Origin of the sequence: Nocardioides sp. NPDC087217, assembly GCF_044744805.1 — a bacterium.
Classification (GTDB): domain Bacteria; phylum Actinomycetota; class Actinomycetes; order Propionibacteriales; family Nocardioidaceae; genus Nocardioides.
In genome coordinates this window covers 37,607-53,957 of sequence record NZ_JBIUZB010000013.1, presented here as the reverse complement: position 1 = coordinate 53,957, position 16,351 = coordinate 37,607, and the positions used below count along the sequence as shown (strand labels likewise).

11 protein-coding genes are annotated in these 16,351 nt (G+C 69.5%); 6 read left to right on the top strand and 5 right to left on the bottom strand.

Features of this window, described 5'->3' with window-relative positions:
* Nucleotide 1 precedes the first annotated feature (1 nt).
* From ACIO3S_RS29095 to ACIO3S_RS29075, 5 genes are all read right to left on the bottom strand, one after another.
* Complete coding sequence (locus ACIO3S_RS29095) at nt 2-967, bottom strand: carbohydrate ABC transporter permease (RefSeq protein WP_400470294.1); 966 nt, start codon at nt 965-967, stop codon at nt 2-4.
* A 35-nt stretch (nt 968-1,002) separates the two neighbouring features.
* Nucleotides 1,003-2,259 carry an ABC transporter substrate-binding protein gene (locus ACIO3S_RS29090; protein ID WP_400470291.1) on the bottom strand — a complete coding sequence of 419 codons (1,257 nt, stop codon included), beginning with the start codon at nt 2,257-2,259 and terminating at the stop codon, nt 1,003-1,005.
* An 89-nt stretch (nt 2,260-2,348) separates the two neighbouring features.
* Nucleotides 2,349-3,353 (bottom strand): LacI family DNA-binding transcriptional regulator, encoded by a 1,005-nt coding sequence (locus ACIO3S_RS29085; RefSeq protein ID WP_400470288.1) that lies wholly within the window; start codon nt 3,351-3,353, stop codon nt 2,349-2,351.
* A gap of 101 nt (nt 3,354-3,454) precedes the next feature.
* Nucleotides 3,455-4,648, bottom strand: a complete 1,194-nt coding sequence (locus ACIO3S_RS29080) for a glycosyl hydrolase (RefSeq protein WP_400470285.1) — start codon at nt 4,646-4,648, stop codon at nt 3,455-3,457.
* Nucleotides 4,649-4,684: 36 nt separating this feature from the next.
* Nucleotides 4,685-5,707 carry a LacI family DNA-binding transcriptional regulator gene (locus ACIO3S_RS29075; protein ID WP_400470282.1) on the bottom strand — a complete coding sequence of 341 codons (1,023 nt, stop codon included), beginning with the start codon at nt 5,705-5,707 and terminating at the stop codon, nt 4,685-4,687.
* A 138-nt stretch (nt 5,708-5,845) separates the two neighbouring features.
* On the opposite strand from ACIO3S_RS29075, the gene ACIO3S_RS29070 reads away from it, so the two are divergent.
* Genes ACIO3S_RS29070 through ACIO3S_RS29045 form a run of 6 tightly spaced genes read left to right on the top strand, consistent with a single transcriptional unit; the run spans nt 5,846 to nt 16,342 of the window.
* Nucleotides 5,846-7,117, top strand: coding sequence for an ABC transporter substrate-binding protein (locus ACIO3S_RS29070; protein ID WP_400470279.1), 1,272 nt, complete (start codon nt 5,846-5,848; stop codon nt 7,115-7,117).
* Nucleotides 7,114-8,031 carry a carbohydrate ABC transporter permease gene (locus tag ACIO3S_RS29065; protein WP_400470276.1) on the top strand — a complete coding sequence of 306 codons (918 nt, stop codon included), beginning with the start codon at nt 7,114-7,116 and terminating at the stop codon, nt 8,029-8,031. Before ACIO3S_RS29070 ends, ACIO3S_RS29065 begins: the two co-directional genes overlap by 4 nt.
* Nucleotides 8,032-8,035: 4 nt before the next feature.
* Nucleotides 8,036-8,893: a carbohydrate ABC transporter permease gene (locus ACIO3S_RS29060; RefSeq protein ID WP_400470273.1), complete on the top strand. Its 858-nt coding sequence runs from the start codon at nt 8,036-8,038 to the stop codon at nt 8,891-8,893.
* The gene (locus ACIO3S_RS29055; RefSeq protein WP_400470270.1) at nt 8,890-10,248 is read left to right on the top strand and encodes an AGE family epimerase/isomerase; all 1,359 of its coding nucleotides are present in this window, start codon (nt 8,890-8,892) and stop codon (nt 10,246-10,248) included. The genes ACIO3S_RS29060 and ACIO3S_RS29055 overlap by 4 nt, the downstream gene beginning before the upstream one ends.
* Nucleotides 10,245-13,382, top strand: a complete 3,138-nt coding sequence (locus ACIO3S_RS29050) for a GH92 family glycosyl hydrolase (protein ID WP_400470267.1) — start codon at nt 10,245-10,247, stop codon at nt 13,380-13,382. Before ACIO3S_RS29055 ends, ACIO3S_RS29050 begins: the two co-directional genes overlap by 4 nt.
* Nucleotides 13,382-16,342 carry an alpha-mannosidase gene (locus ACIO3S_RS29045; protein ID WP_400470264.1) on the top strand — a complete coding sequence of 987 codons (2,961 nt, stop codon included), beginning with the start codon at nt 13,382-13,384 and terminating at the stop codon, nt 16,340-16,342. Before ACIO3S_RS29050 ends, ACIO3S_RS29045 begins: the two co-directional genes overlap by 1 nt.
* Nucleotides 16,343-16,351: the final 9 nt, after the last annotated feature.

Sequence of the window (16,351 nt, the reverse complement as noted above, 5' to 3'; positions counted from 1 at the left end):
CTCAGGCCTCCTCCTTGCGCTGCACGGCGAGATAGACGAGACCCATGAGCAGAGCGACGAGCAGCAGGATCGTGCCGACGACGGACGCCTGGGAGTACTCGATGACTGCCGAGGTGCCCTTGCCGAACGCCATCCCGTACGCCCAGGTCGCCAGCGTCTGTGACGACCCGGCGCCGGCGGTCATGATCCAGATGATGTCGACGACCTTGAGCGTGTAGACGAAGCCGAGAAGCAACGTGATCGCGCTGACCGGCCGCAGCAGCGGGAACGTGATCGACCAGAACCGGCGCCACGGGCCGGCGCCGTCGAGAGCTGCCGCCTCGTAGAGCTCGGCTGAGATGTTCTGCAGCCCGGAGTAGAGGATGACCAGGTTGAACGGGATCCCGAGCCAGATGTTCGCGATCATCACGGCCCACAGCGAGTTGTCGGCGCTCAGCCACCAGACGGAGTCGATGCCGAAAGCACCGAGGAACCGGTTGACGATGCCCGAGTCCGCGTCCATCATCCACTGCCACGTCGTCGCCGAGACGATGATCGGGAGCAGCCACGGGACCAGGAAGAGCCCACGCAGGAGCACCGACAGCGGGAAGTGGCGGTGGAAGTACGTCGCGAGCGCGAGCCCGATGACGTACTGGAAGACCAGGGAGCCGACCACGAAGATCGCGGTCTGCTGCATGATCGGCCAGAACTGCGGCGCGGTGAGCACCTCGCGGTAGATGTCGGTCCCGGCGAAGGGCGCTTCGCCGGTGACGTACGTCGCCCGGGTGAAGCGGTGCAGGCTCATCGACACGTTCTCGACCAGCGGGTAGGCGTAGAAGACCACGAGGTACGTCACCAGCGGCGCGACGAACGCCACGCCGGCCCAGCGGCTGCGGTGATGTCGGCGTCGGGGAGGGGGCGCCGCGGCCGGCACCGTCTCCGGTGCCGCCCGGCGCTCCAACGTCGAGACTGCAGGAATCCTGGTCACTGTTCTCTGTCCGTTCTCCGGGATCCGGGCGCGGGTCAGTTGCCCTTGGCTTCCTGCGCCGCGGTCTCGAACGCGTCCTCGACCTCACCGGCGTCGCCGGCGGCGTTGAGCGCGGCCTGCTCGGCCTTCGACAACGCGGCCGAGGTCGCGAGATAGCCGGTGCCGAGCTCGGTGGTCCGGCCCTGGGCGCTGGAGATGGCATCCGCCCACGGCTGGTAGTGCTCCGTGGAGGCGATCTGCTGCTTGCGAGTGGTTTCGGCGGCGGTGAAGTAGCCGAGCATGTCGTCGGTCTCGACCTGCGTCTCCGAGCTGAGCAGGCAGTCGAGCACCTCCTTCGCGGCGGCGTAGTGGGCGTCGCTGTTCTCCTTGTGCAGCGGCACCACGCCGAACTCGCCGCCGGTCGGCACCGGCGCTGCGCCGCCGTCCTGGCTCGGGATGGGCATCATCTTGACGGGGAACTTCTGCTCGGTCGCTGCCTGGGCGAACCAGGAGCCGTTCTCGGCGAACGCGTAGTCGCCGGTGAGGAACAGGTCCCAGGACGCGGACTGGTTGTCGGTGATGGCCGACTTGGGGGCGTACCCCTGGCCGATCCAGTCCGAGACGAGCTGGCCCGCCTCGATGGCGTCGGCCGAGCCGAGGTCGGACAGGTCGGCGCCGGATCCCCAGAACCAGGGAAGGAACTGGAAGGTGCCCTCCTCTCCGGGGACGCCCGCGAACGTGATGCCCTGGTGACCGGCCCCGGTCACCTTCTTCAGTGCGGCGTTCAGGCTCGCCCAGTCGGTGATGCTCGCCGGGTCGACACCGGCGTCGGCGAGGACCTTCTCGTTGTAGTAGAGGCCGAGGGTGTTGGCGCCGACGGGGACGCCGTACGTCTCGCCGTCGACGGTCCCGGGGCCGGCGAGGTTGGCGTCGGCGTCGGTCGCCTCGAGGCCGACCTCGTCGATGGGGACCAGCAGACCGGAGGCCGAGGCCTCGGGCATCGCCGGGTTGTCGAGGAACACCACGTTGGGTGCGTTGTCCTCGCGGACGGCCGTCGTGAGGTTGTTGATCAGGTCGGTGTTCGGGGCGGCGGTGCGCTTGATGGTGGTGCCCTCCGGCGCGCACGACTGGACGTACTTGGCCCAGTCCGAGCTGTCGTCGTACTGCGGGTAGGGGTCCCAGAACCCGATCTCGGTGACCTCGCCCGACTCGTCCGAGGAGCCGCACGCCGCCAGAGACATGGTCAGGGCGGCCGCGGTGAGGAGGGCGGCCGTACGACCGTGGGGGCGGCCTTGGTTGGGGGTGCTGTTCATCTCGTGTCCTTTCGCATCATTGCGTGGAGTTGTTGAACCGGTTCGACAGTGGGCGTGACGAGGCGCTCCGTACGATCCCGGCGGTGGTGTCAGCTGGTGCTGCCGCGGTCACGGAGCACCGGGGTGACGAACCGGACGATCGGTGGTCCGGCCGTGGCCGGGTCGGTGACCCGGCCGATCAGCCGGGAGACCGCCTGGCGTCCGAGCTCGTCCGCGGCCGAGTCCACGGCTGTATAGGGGAGCGAGAACTCCTCGCCGAAGTCACGCGAGTAGAGGCTGACCACGCTGAGGTCCTCGGGGACCCGTACCCCGCGGTCGCTCAGGATCGAGGGCAGCGCGGCGACCGTCGCGTCGTTGTGGACGATCAGGCCGGTCGCGGTCGGGTGTGCGTCGAGGATGCGGTTGACCGATTCGCCGATCGCGGGCTGGCGCGACTCGCCGTGGTAGCAGTGGATCTGGATGCCGTGTCGCGCCGCGCGCTCGACGGCCGCGTCGCGGAACCGCCAGGCGTACGTCCCACCGCGTTCGACCACGTGGTGGGGCGGCGCGATCAGGATCAGCTCGCGGTGATCGCGCTCGTGCAGATGGTCGACGAGCATCCTGGCCGCCTCGCCGAAGTCGAGGTCGACGAAGTCCAGGCCGGCGGTGTCGTGGGCGAGGCCGAGCAGCACGCCGGGCTTGCGGACCGCTCTCAGCGCCTCGAGGCGGGGGTCCTCGGCGGTGACGTCGAGGAGCACGATGCCGTCGACCATGCGGGAGTCCGCGATCCGGTGGATCGCGGCGGGGCCGTCGGGGTCGGTCACCATCAGGATGTCGTAGCCGAGCTCGCGGGCTCGCATGGAGATCGGCAGGACGTACTGCAGCATGGCCGGCGCGAACTCGTCCTCATGGAACTGCAGCAGCAGCCCGAGCACCATCGTCTGCGAGGTGGCCAGTGCGCGTGCGCCGGCGTTCGGCGTGAAGCCGAGCTCGCGGATGGCTTGCTCGATCCGCTCTCGCGTCTCGGTCGAGATCGTGCGCTTGCCGGAGAGGGCGTAGGAGACGGTGCTCCGCGAGACGCCCGCGTGCCGCGCTACGTCTTGGATGGTGGCCAACTCGCTACCTGACTTTCGAACCGGTTCGACACTGGAGTGACTAGAGTGTGATCAAAGTCACGCGTCGTGTCAAGAGGCCGGACGAAGACCGCCGGCGGAGGTCAGAAGGAGGGGGCGGGCGGGACGATCTCGACCGGCCCGTCGACCCGGGCGGCGACCCAGGCGCGGTGGAAGTCGCTGCCGGGAGCGACCTCGGCGCGGCGCTCGGGTTCGCGGATCAGGTCGACAGGGCACTCGACCCGCTGACGGGTGACCAGCTCGGCGCGGGGGCCGCTGTGTGCCGCGATCGCCTCCGCGAGCGCCTCGGCGACGGGCTTGCGGCGGTGGTCGACGGTGAAGAGACCGAGGTCGTACTCGCGATCGGGGAAGTCGACCAGCGATCGGTCCAGGTCGTGGGAGCACCACCAGGTGATGCCGTACAGGGCCGGGTTCTGGACGACGTGGTCGACGGTGCCGGTGACGAACTCGCGCACGCTTTCAGGACCGATCTCCGGCAGGGGAGCGCCGATCTCTTGGAGCCAGACCGGGCGCCCGGGCTCGGCGGCGTATGCCGCGGCGAGCTCGACCAGGTAGTCGGCATGCGTGAGCGTGGCCGGACCCAGAGGCGCGTCGATCGCGCCGACGCCGTTGAAGACCCAGGAGTGCACGGTGCTGAGGTCGCCGAGCGTGGTGACGTCGGCGGGCCCGAAGGGGTGGTCGGGTGCGTAGAAGGCGTCGTCGAAGAGCGAGTGGAGGCAGAGCACGCCGGGGGCGGCCTTGCGTGCGGTCTCGAGGAGCTCCTGGGCCCAGGAGCGGGACTCGGCGATGGTGGTCGGGTTGGACGGCCACAGGTTGTTGACCTCGTTGCCGAGGGTCAGCGCGAAGACGTTGTCCCGGGTGGCGACCGCGCCGGCGAGGGCGTCGACGTAGGTGCGCAGGCCCGTGCGCACCTCAGGGTGGCTGAAGAGCGAGCGCTGGTGGTGGGTGAGCACCCACGAGGGCAGGAAGTCGAAGCTGGACAGATGGCCCTGGATCAGGTCGACACAGACGTCGAGCCCGCGGGCGGCGGCCAGGTCGATGGTGGTGAGCACGTCGTCGACCGCCGCGGACCGGATCAGCGAGCGGTTGGGCTGGATCCAGGGCCAGACCGGGAAGATGCGTACGTGGTCGAGGCCGAGACCTGCGAGGTCGTCGAAGTCGCGGGCGATCTGGGCGGCGTCGAAGTCGAGCCAGGAGTAGAACCAGCCGGATGAGGGCACGTGGTTGGCGCCGAAGCGCAACGGGGCAGGGGCTGAGGGCGTCGGGAGAGCTGGCACCCGCGCAATATAAACCGTTTAAGTAAACCGAGGCAATCAGTGTCCGGCGGGCGGAGCCGTGCTCTCCCGTGGGACGAGCACCGGGGTGCTCGACTGATGGCGGACGGCGAGAGTCGGGTCGGCGATCAGCCGGAGCAGCCCGCGGGCAGCCTCGGCGGCCCATCCCTGGGTGTCGCGCGTCAGCGCGGTCAGCGAGGGGTGGGTGAGCCGGGCCAGCAGCGAGTCGTCGAAGGAGAGGATGGAGAGGTCCTGCGGCACGCGTACGCCCATCTCCAGCGCGACGCCCAGGCCGGCCACGGCCATCACGTCGCTGTCGTAGACGATCGCGGTCGGCCGATCCCGCCGGGACAGCACCCGGCGGGTGATGACCGCCCCCTCGGAGTCGCTGTAGTCGGTCGGGACCGAGACCACCTCGGCCAGTTCGTGGCGCTCCTTGGCCTCGGTGAGCACGTCCATCCGGCGCTTGGTGTGCAGGAACTGCGGCATGCCGGCGACGTGGACGACATGGCGGTGGCCGAGCGCGGCGAGGTAGTCGACCGCCTCGTGCATGGCCTCGCTGTCGTCGGCCCACGTGAAGCTCAGCGACGTGTCTTCGAGCGGCCCACCGAGCACCATCACCGGGACCTCGAGCGCCTCCAGCGCCGCGAACCGGGGATCGTCGATGAGCGGGTCGAGGAGCACGAAGCCGTCGACCCGCCTCTCGGCGGTCCAGTTCCGGTAGGCGGCCATCTCGGCCTCCGGGTCCTCCACCACGAGCAGCTGCAGCGCGGTGCCGTCCTCGGCCAGGCCGGCCTGCAGGCCGGAGACGATCTGCCCGAAGAACGGCTCGAGGCCGAGCGTACGTGCGGGGCGGGACAGGATCAGGCCGACCGCTCCGGCGCGCGCGTTGCCGAGGGACCTGGCCGCGCGATGGGGGCGCCAGTTCATCTCGTCGGCGACGGCGAGGATGCGCCGCCGGGTCTCCTCGCTGACTCCCGGCCGTCCGTTGAGCGCGAACGAGACCGCGCCCTTGGAGACGCCGGCGCGCTCTGCGATGTCCGCGATCGTGGGTCGTGCCATCGACAAGTCCTTCCTGGGACGAGGCCGGAGGCGATTGTGGCGCCCCTCACACGGATGCCTTGACGGCACACCTCGTTCGGTGAATAGTACGGCCCGAACTTAACCGCTTTATCAAAAGCTTTCAGCAAGGAGCCAGAAATGAGCGTACGCCGGTTGGTGGGGGTCGCCGCTGGGTTGGCCATGGGCATCACTGCGACGACGGGTTGCGGGGCCGGTGACGAGCCGTCCGCCGGTGACCTCGAGGGCAAGATCGAGGGCAAGGTCTCGATCCAGACCTGGGCGCTGAAGCCCAAGTTCACCGACTACGTCGAAGGCGTGATCGCCGACTTCGAGAAGGAGAACCCCGGTGTCGAGGTCACCTGGCTCGATCAGCCCGGCGACGGCTACGACCAGAAGGTCCTGACCCAGGCGTCCTCCGGCGACCTCCCCGATGTCACCAACCTGCCGCCGGACTTCGCTCTTCCGCTCGCCCAGCAGGACCAGCTCCTCGACCTCGAGAAGACCGACGTCGACCTGGAGGAGACCTTCGTCGAAGGTGGCCTGCAGGGTTACCGGTACGACGGCCTCGACGGCACCTATGGCTACCCGTGGTACCTCGGCACCGACGTGAACTACTGGAACAAGGACATGCTGGCCGAGAACGGGCTCGACCCGGCCGACCTGCCCACCGACCTCGACTCGCTGATCGAGCAGGCCAGGACGCTCAAGGAGAAGTCCGGCGGCAAGGTCTACCTGATGACCCGCAAGCCCGGCCTCAACGACCTGCAGCAGGCCGACGTACCGATCTTCAACGAGGACGGCACAGAGCTCACCTTCAACACTCCCGAGGCCGTCGAGCTCGTCCAGAAGTACGCCGACGCCTATGCGGACGGGCTGCTGCCGAAGGACATCCTCACCGACACCTTCCAGGGCAACGCGGAGCTCTACAACCAGGAGAAGGCAGCCTGGACCACGGGCAGCTCCAACATCTCCGGCCTCGAGGAGGCCAACCCGACCCTCGCGAAGGGGACCGAGATCTCGCCGGCCTTCGGCGACGGCCCGCTCTACGTCCAAGGCCTCTCAGTGAACGCCAACAGCAAGAACCTCGCCGCCGCGAACGCGCTGGCCCAGTTCGTGACCAACCCCGACAACCAGCGCGAGTTCGCCAAGCTGGCCCCGGGCGTCTACCCGAGCACCGTCGCCTCGCAGGAGGACCCCTACTTCACCGAGGACGACGGCTCCGTCGCCGCCAAGGCGAAGGTCACCGGCCTGAAGACCCTGACCACCGCCATCCCGAACAACCCGAAGGTCTCGCCGGCGATGGCGACCATCATCGACCAGCAGATCGGCCTCGCCATCAGCGGTGACGCGACGCCACAGGAAGCCCTCGACAACGCCGTCGAGGAGTGCAACAAGCTGCTGGCGCAGTGACGGACTCCACCGTGCCCGACTCCACCGGGATGAGCCGCCGGGTGCGTGAACACAAGTGGTTCACGCCCTGGTTGCTCGTCGCGCCCGCGACCCTGTGGCTGTGCGTGTTCAACCTCTATCCGGCGCTGAACACGGTCTACATGGCCTTCACCAACAAGAAGCCGCTCGGCGGAGGAGACTTCGTCGGGCTCGCCAACTTCGAGCGGATGCTCGACGACGACCAGCTCGTCTACGCCCTGACCAACTCGGTCCTCTACATGCTGGTCTGCGTACCTCTGCTCACCATGCTGCCGCTGCTGCTCGCGGTGCTGGTGGAGAAGAAGCTGCCCGGCCTGACCTTCTTCCGGGTGGCGTTCTACACCCCCGTCGTCGCCTCGGCGGTGGTCGTCGCGCTGATCTGGAACTGGATGCTCGACGACCGCGGCGCCATCAACGCGATCCTGCAGGCGCTCAAGGTGGTCCAGGAGCCGCTGCCGTTCCTCACCGACCGCTGGCTGCTGCTGTTCAGCGCGATCAGCCTGACGGTCTGGAAGGGCCTGGGCTACTACATGATCATCTACCTTTCCGCGCTCGGGAACGTCGGCAAGGAGCTGCACGAGGCGGCCGCCGTCGACGGCGCCGGCCCGGTGCGCCGGTTCTGGAGCATCACCGTGCCCGGCGTACGCGGCACGATGCTGCTGATCACCATCCTGATCACGGTCTCCTCGCTGCGGGTCTTCTCCGAGCTCTACGTGATGACCGGCGGCACCGGCGGACCGGGAGGCCGGGTCAGCTCCGTGGTGATGCTGATCCAGATGTACTCCACCGGCTTCACCGGCCACCTCGGCTACGCCTCCGCGCTGAGCCTGCTGCTCTTCGTCCTCACCCTGGTACCGATGGTGCTGCTGGTCCGTCTCAACAGGAAGGACGGCTGAGTCGATGGCTGAGAAGCAGAAGGCGTACGCCTTCCACCGGATGTCCGTGGGCGAGGTCGTGCTGCGCTACGCGCTGCTGGCGCTGGTGCTCGTCATCACGATCCTGCCGTTCCTCTGGCAGCTGTCGACGTCGCTGAAGGGGATCGACGAGAACATCTACACCGCTACCCCGCGGTTCATCCCGGAGGACCCGACGTTCGCCAACTACACCAAGGTCGCCGAGGTCGTCCCGGTCGTCGACTACGCGATGAACTCGATCATCGTCGCGATCCTGGTCGTGGGTGGCAACGTCATCGGGGCCACGATGGCGGGCTACGCGCTGGCGAAGCTGCGCTTCCGCGGGAGCCGGCTGGTGCTCGGTGCGCTGCTGGCCACCCTGATCCTGCCGGGCGAGGCGACGATCATCGCCCAGTACGTCACCGTCCGCTCGCTCGGGCTCACCGACACCCTGCTGGGCGTCGCGCTGCCGGGCATGATCGGGATGATCAACGTCCTGCTGATGCGGGCTGCGTTCACCGCGATCCCCGACGAGCTCGAGATGGCCGCCAAGGTGGACGGCGCCAACGCCTGGCAGCGGCTGATCCACGTCAACCTCCCCGGCGTACGCGGCATGCTCAGCGTCATCTCGATCTTCGCGTTCATCGGGGCCTGGGACGACTTCCTGTGGCCGCTGATCGTGCTGACCGACCCGGAGAACCTCACGCTGACCGTCGGCCTGCAGTATCTGTCGGGCACATTCACCAACAACCCCCGCCTGATCGCGGCAGGCACGATGATCTCGTTCGTCCCGATCGTGATCGTCTTCGCGGTGCTGCAGCGCTACTTCTTCCGCGGGGTCGAGGAAGGGGCCATCAAGGGATGACCGACCTGCAACTGACCACCGCCGAGATCGCCCGCTTCGAGGAGGAGGCTTTGCGCCTGCTGGCCTTCGCGCGGGGGTCCCGTCACGAGGGCGGCGGCTTCGGCTGGCTCGACGAGCACGGCCGGCTCTCTCCCGACCGGCCCGTCGAGACCTGGATCACCTGCCGGATGACGCACGTCTTCGGGCTCGCGCAGCTGCGCGGTGAAGGGTGGGCCTCGGCGTACGTCGACCATGGGATCGCCGCCCTGACCGGGCTTCTCCACGACGACGACAACGGCGGCTGGCACTCCGCGGTCTCCCCGGAGACCGGCGAGGTGATGAGCACCGTGAAGGAGGGCTACGCCCACGCCTTCGTGGTGCTCGCCGCCACCACCGCGTACACCGCCGGCCACCCCGGCGCGGAGGCGCTGCTCGAGGACGCGCTGAGCGTGATGGAGGAGCGGTTCTGGCGCGAGGACGACGGCATGATCCTCGACGTGTGGAGCGCCGACTGGTCCACGTTGGACGGCTATCGCGGCGTGAACGCCAACATGCACGCGGTCGAGGCGTTCCTCGCGGTCGCCGAGGTCACCGGGCGCCGGGTCTGGCTCGAGCGTGCGCTGCGGATCCTGGAGCGGGTCGTGCACGGCTTCGCGCGCGAGCACGACTGGCGGCTCCCGGAGCACTTCTCCTCGGCATGGACCGTGGAGCTGGACTACAACATCGACGAGCCGGGGCATCCGTTCCGGCCGTACGGGGTCACCATCGGGCACCTCTTCGAGTGGGCTCGGCTGGCGCTGCACGCGCGGACGCTGCTCGGGGCGGAGGCTCCGTCGTGGCTGCTCGAGGACGCGCAGTCGCTGCTCGCCGCGGCGGCCTCGCGCGGGTGGTCGGTCGACGGCGCTCCCGGCTTCGTCTACACGACCGACTTCGCCGACCAGCCCGTGGTGCGTGAGCGGATGCACTGGGTCGCCGCCGAGGCGGTCGCGGCGGCCTGGACGCTCTTCCGTGACACCGGTTCTGCTGATGCCTTGGCGGACGTACGTCGATGGTGGGCCTACTGCGAGGAGCATCTGGTCGACCGGAAGGGTGGTTCGTGGCATCACGAGCTCGACGCCCGCAACCGGCCCTCGGACACCGTCTGGCCCGGCAAGCCGGACGTCTATCACGCCTACCAGACGGTGATCCTGCCCCTGCTCCCCGCGAGCGGCAGCTTCGCCGGCGCCGTCGCCTCGCTGGTCGAGCCCGGTGAGCGCCAGCGAGCCGGTGTCGAGACCAACACAGTCCCATCGAGCGCGGCCGGGGACCGTGTTGGTCTCGACACGGATTCGCTCGTCCCTCGCGAATCCGGCTCGACCAGCGGGAGGAGTGCATGAGCCTGACTCTCGGGAACGGGCCGGTCGACCCTGTCAACGCGCGAGCGGGCGTCGGTCACTCGTCGCCTGACGCCTGGTGTCTCGAGGTGTCGCCAGGCGGAGGCGAGGTAGAGGCCGAGCTTCCGCTGGAGGCGCCGATCGAGGTGGCCGACGGGGACGAGCTTCGGTTCGTCGTGTTTCCGGAGTCGGCGTCGACGGATGAGCGGCGATGGGACTCGACGTACGTCTGTGTGGACGGGCTGCTCGACGACGGGCGGCGGCTCAGCGAGGTCGGGCTGGTCGACCAGTACGGGCAGGCGCTGACGCCGGCTGCGCAGGGGGAGGGGAAGCGGGCGTGGGTCGACCAGTGGAACCTGCGGCGGGTGGCGCTGACCGGGCTGGCCGGGCGGCGGATCGAGCGACTCCTGGTCGTGGTCCGTGCCGCGGAGGTGCCGCTGCGGGTGTGGGTCGACGACGTCGGCGTACGTCCCGCCCGCCCCTTCCCGGCGGCGCCGCTCGACCAGGTCGACATCCGCCGGGGGACCCACTCCAGCGACCGGTTCTCGCGCGGCAACAACGCGCCACTGGTCGGGCTGCCGCACGGAGGCGTCTTCGGGCTGCCGATGACGAATGCCGACGTGGGCAACTGGCCCTACGCCTGGCACGCGCACAACCGCGACACCACCGGCGGACCGAACCGGCCCGCGATCGAGGCGTTCGCGACCTCGCACATCCCGAGCCCGTGGATGGGCGACCACGGGGTCTTCCAGCTGATGCCGAGCCCGCTCGCCGAGCCCGACGACGACCGGCGCGCACGCGCACTGGGATTCGACCACGCCGACGAGGAGGCAGGGCCACACCGCTACGCGGTCGCGCTCGACGGTGGGGTCACCGCCGAGCTCGTCCCCGGCGACTTCGCGCTCGGGATGCGGCTCACCGGAGCCCGCTCGCTGGTGCTCGACCACCACGGCGAGATCCGGTCGCTGACCTGCGAGAACAACCGGGGAGAGGCGATCGTGCGCGCCCTCCTCGCCGACCGCGAGGGCAAGCCTGCCCAGCACATCCACCTCCGCGTCGCCGGGACCTCCCAGCTGCGTCTGGGCGCCGGCCGGCTCCGTGGCCACATCGCGCTGAACGGTGCCGGGGCAGTCGACGTACGTCTCGGGATCTCGACCGTCAGCGACGAGCAGGCGGCAGCCAACCTCGAGGCTGCCGGGAGCTTCGACGAGATGGCGGCGCGGGCGCGCGCGGCCTGGGAGCGGGCGCTGGCGACCGTCGAGGTCGAGGGGGCAAGCGAGGATCAGCTGGTCTCGATCCGCTCCGGCCTCTACCGGCTCTTCCTCTACCCGAACCGCTACGGCGAGGGGCCCACGCACGCGCACACCTCGCCCTACGACCTGACCACGGTCAGGCACGCGCCGATGACGGTGACCCACGGATTCTGGGACACCTACCGCACCGCCTGGCCGCTGCTCGCGCTGCTCGACCCGGCCGGCGCCGGCTCGCTCGCCGAAGGTTTCGTCGAGCACTTCCGCGACCGTGGCTGGACTCCGCGCTGGAGCGCCCCGGCCGCCGAGGACTGCATGACCGGCACGACCTTCGACACGGTCCTCGCCGACTTGGCACTGCGGGGCGTCCCTGGGATCGACCTGGAGACCGCGTACGCCTCGGCGCTGAAGAACGCGACCGTGCCGGCCGATGACGTACGGGTCGGGCGTAAGGGGCTGCGGCGCGCGATCTTCCGTGGGTACGTGGATACCGCGACCCACGAGGGCATGTCCTGGACGCTCGACAACGCGATCAACGATTGGGCGATCTCGCGCCTAGCAGGTGTCCTGAACGCGGACCGGGCGGATGAGGACCTGGCCGCTGCGGAGATCTACTTCGCGCGCCGGGCGCTGGGCTACCGCCACGTCTTCGACACCTCTCGCGGATTCTTCATCGGGAGAACCCCGGCCGGCGGCTGGCGCGAGAGCTTCGATCCCGACGAGTGGGGTCACGACTACACCGAGACCAACGCCTGGGGGACCGCTTTCACCGCGCCCCACGACGGCGCCGGGCTGGCCGAGCTGCATGGCGGCGAGGCGGTTCTCGGGGCGAAGCTGGACGCCTTCTTCGCGCGTCCGGAGACCGGCGCGGCATCGCTCTCGGGTCACTACGGGTTCGCGATCCACGAGATGACGGAGGCCCGGGACGTACGGATGGGGATGCTCGGCCTCTCCAACCAGCCGGCCCACCACATCCCGTTCATGTATATGTTCGCCGGGCGCCACGACGACGCCCACCGGATCGTCCGCGAGTGCCTCGGCCGCCTCTTCGTCGGCTCCGACCTCGGCCAGGGCTATCCCGGTGACGAGGACAACGGCCAGATGTCGGCCTGGTACGTCTTCGCCACCATCGGCCTCTACCCGCTGGTGCCCGGCTCGGCCTCCTACGTGATCGTGCCGCCGTCGGTGCGGCGCACCGTGCTGCGGCCTGCCGGCGGCAAGGAGATCGTGATCGAGGCGGTCGGGACCGGTGGATACATCCGCTCGGTGATGCTCGACGGCGCGCCCTGGGACGAGATCTCGATCCCGCACGCCCGCCTGGTCGATGGGGCCCGCCTGGTCATCGAGCTCTCCGAGGTGCCATGTGGCTGGGCGAAGGACTCGCGCCCACCCTCAGCCTCGGTCATCTCCGGAACGTGTCAGCCGATCGTCGATCTCGCCGAATCTGCAGAACTGGTGGCCGAGTCCGCAGTTGTGGGGGACGAAGCTCTACTTTCGTCGCCCACAACTACCGATTCGGCCGCAACGAGTGCAGTTTCGGCGCTGGTGGACGACCTGGGCGAGACCGAGGTGGCCCTGTCGGCCGGGGAACAGGTGGAGGTGACGCTGGCCGGCGAGCGGAGGCTGTCGCTCTACACCGTCACCTCGGCCCTCATGGGCGAGATCGGGTGGGTGCTGGAGTACCTCGATGCCGGCGGCGTGACGGTCGCCCGCGAGGAGCGGGCTGGCGAGACGTACGTCTGGGCTGGTCAGACCAGGGTTTTCCGGATCAGGCGCGGCGACCCGGTCGTGGCGGGCGCCGTACGGTTCACCGCGTTGTCCGACTGCGTGCTCACGCAGCTGGAGCTCATCGAAGACGACCTCGAGAACAGACAGGACGAGCACTGATGCACGACGACGTACACCTCACCGAAGGCCGCGTGAGCCGGGTCCTCAAGGAGCGCCTGTGGCCGGCGGTCCACACCGCCGCGGCGCCCGTGAGCGTCGAGTGGCACGAGCTTCCGGGGGAGCCGATCGCTCCCGCGGACGGGTTGGCCCTGGCGTACGAGACGGTCGAGGTCGGCACCGACTGGGGCCCTGCCTGGGGGACGACCTGGTTCCGGATCACCGGAACGGTCCCGGCTGAGTGGGCCGGGCGCCGGGTCGAGCTGGTCTGCGATCTCGGCTTCGACGTCAACATGCCCGGCTTCCAGTGCGAGGGGCTGGTCTACACACCCGACGGCGAGCCGATCAAGAGCCTCAACCCGCGCAACCAGTGGGTGCTGGTGGCGTCGGAGGCCGTCGGCGGTGAGGAGGTCGAGCTCTTCCTGGAGGCCGCGGCCAACCCGGTGCTGCTCGACTACCACCCCTTCCTGCCCACCCAGGAAGGCGACATCCAGACGTCCTCGCCCAAGAAGCTCTACACGACCCGGCGGATCGAGCTGGCCGTCTTCGAGCAGGACGTCTTCGAGCTCTGCCTCGACCTGGAGACGCTCCACGAGCTGCAGGTCGAACTGCCCGAGGGGCCGCGCAAGTTCCGCATCCTGCAGGCCATCGACGACGCCCTCGACCGGGTCGACCTGCAGCGCATCGCGGAGACGGCGGCCTCGGCCCGCTCGGTGCTGACCGGGGTGCTCGAGGCGACCTCGCACGACTCCGCCCACCAGATCGCCGCGATCGGCCACGCCCACATCGACTCGGCCTGGCTGTGGCCGGTGCGCGAGACGATCCGCAAGGTCGCCCGCACCACCTCCTCGATGACCGAGCTGCTCGGCGAGGACCCCGACTTCCGCTACGGGATGTCGAGCGCCCAGCAGTACGCGTGGCTCAAGGAGCACCGTCCCGAGGTGTACGCCAAGGTGAAGGCCGCGGTCGCCGAGGGTCGCTTCATCCCGCTGGGTGGCATGTGGGTCGAGTCCGACACCACGATGCCGTCGGGGGAGTCGCTGGTGCGGCAGTTCCTCTACGGCCAGCGGTTCTTCGAGGCCGAGTTCGGGATCCGCTGCAAGGGCGTCTGGCTGCCGGACTCCTTCGGCTACTCACCGGCCCTGCCGCAGCTGATGAAGCGGGCCGGGTTCGAGTGGTTCTTCACCCAGAAGATCTCCTGGAACCAGGTCAACAAGTTCCCCCACCACACCTTCGAGTGGGAGGGCATCGACGGATCCCGCATCCTGAGCCACTTCCCGCCGATGGACACCTACAACTCCCGGCTCTCCGGCGAAGAGGTGGCCAAGGCGTCGCGCCAGTTCCGCGAGAACCGGCTCGCCACCGGGTCGATCGCGCCGGTCGGCTGGGGCGACGGCGGTGGCGGCACCACCCGCGAGATGGCCGGCAAGGCCCGCCGGCTCCGTGATCTGGAGGGCTCCGCCCAGGTGTCCTGGCGCCACCCCGACGACTTCTTCGCTTCGGCCCGGGAGGAGCTGACCGACCCGCCGGTGTGGGTCGGCGAGCTCTACCTCGAGCTTCACCGCGCCACCCTCACCTCCCAGCACCTCACCAAGCAGGGCAACCGGCGCTGCGAGCACCTGCTCGTCGAGGCCGAGCTGTGGTCGGCCACCGCCGCTCTGCGTGGCCTGGTCGACTACCCCTACGACGAGCTGGACGCGCTGTGGCAGCAGATCCTGCTGCAGCAGTTCCACGACATCCTCCCGGGCACCTCGATCGCCTGGGTCCACCGCGAGGCAGCCACCCACGATGCCCGGGTCGCCGAGGCCGCCACCGCCCTCATCGACCGGGCGCTCACCGCGCTCGCCGGCGAAGGCACGGTCTCGCTGCGTGCCGACGGGCGCTCGGGGGCGGTCACGGCGGCCGAGCCGGTGGCGGCGGTCTCCGTGGTCGAGCAGGGCGGGACGTACGTCTTGGACAACGGCATCGTCCGGGTCACCGTGTCCGCCGAGGGACTGATCACCTCGGCGCTCGATCTGGCGACCGGGCGCGACGCGATCCCGGCCGGGGCCGAGGCCAACCTGCTCCAGCTCCACCAGGACTTCCCGAACATGTGGGACGCCTGGGACGTGGACCGGTTCTACCGCAACCGGGTCACCGACCTGCGCGAGGTCACCTCGATCTCGGTGACGCCCGACGGACTGGTCATCGAGCGGCCCATCTCGGCCGACTCCTCGACCACGCAGGTGCTCTCGCTGGCGCCGGCGTCGCGCGTGCTGGAGATCTCGCAGAGCACCGAGTGGCACGAGACCGAGAAGTTCCTCAAGGTCGCCTTCCCGCTCGACGTCAAGGCCGAGCAGACGCTCGCCGAGACGCAGTTCGGCTACCACCGCCGCCCGACCCACACCAACACCTCCTGGGAGGCGGCGAAGTTCGAGACCTCGATGCACCGCTGGGTGCTGGCTTCAGAGCCGGGGTTCGGGGTGGCGCTGGTCAACGACTCGACGTACGGCTTCGACGTCACCCGTCCTTCGGCCCTGACCACGGAGGTGCGGCTCTCGCTGCTGCGGGCGCCCCGCTTCCCCGACCCGGAGACCGACCAGGGCGTGCAGACCCACCGGTACGGCCTGGTCATCGGCGCCTCGGTCGAGGCCGCGACCGAGGCGGGGGCCGCGCTCAACACGCCTGCCCGTCCGGTGTCGGGAGCCCGTGAGGTCGCGCCGCTGGTGACCGTCTCCGGCGAGGGCCTGGTGGTCTCGAGCGTGAAGCTCGCCGCCGACCGCTCCGGCGATCTGGTCGTGCGTGTCTACGAGTCCACCGGCGCGCGTACGCAGGGGGAGCTGCGCGTCGGAGAGAGCTTCGGGCGGGTCGAAGAGATCTCGCTCGTGGAGGACCCGATCGCGGAGGTGAGCGCTGACGGCGGTGTCGTCCCGCTCAGTCTCGGTGCCTTCGAGGTCCGCACCCTGAGGTTCCACCGCAACTAAAGGAGACGA

Excerpts from the sequence above, each read along its gene's own strand:
- ACIO3S_RS29070 (WP_400470279.1), top strand. The coding sequence starts at position 5,846 with ATGAGCGTACGCCGGTTGGTGGGGGTCGCCGCTGGGTTGGCCATGGGC.
- ACIO3S_RS29055 (WP_400470270.1), top strand. The coding sequence starts at position 8,890 with ATGACCGACCTGCAACTGACCACCGCCGAGATCGCCCGCTTCGAGGAG.
- ACIO3S_RS29045 (WP_400470264.1), top strand. The coding sequence starts at position 13,382 with ATGCACGACGACGTACACCTCACCGAAGGCCGCGTGAGCCGGGTCCTC.
- ACIO3S_RS29060 (WP_400470273.1), top strand. The coding sequence starts at position 8,036 with ATGGCTGAGAAGCAGAAGGCGTACGCCTTCCACCGGATGTCCGTGGGC.
- ACIO3S_RS29090 (WP_400470291.1), bottom strand. The coding sequence starts at position 2,259 with ATGAACAGCACCCCCAACCAAGGCCGCCCCCACGGTCGTACGGCCGCC.
- ACIO3S_RS29050 (WP_400470267.1), top strand. The coding sequence starts at position 10,245 with ATGAGCCTGACTCTCGGGAACGGGCCGGTCGACCCTGTCAACGCGCGA.
- ACIO3S_RS29075 (WP_400470282.1), bottom strand. The coding sequence starts at position 5,707 with ATGGCACGACCCACGATCGCGGACATCGCAGAGCGCGCCGGCGTCTCC.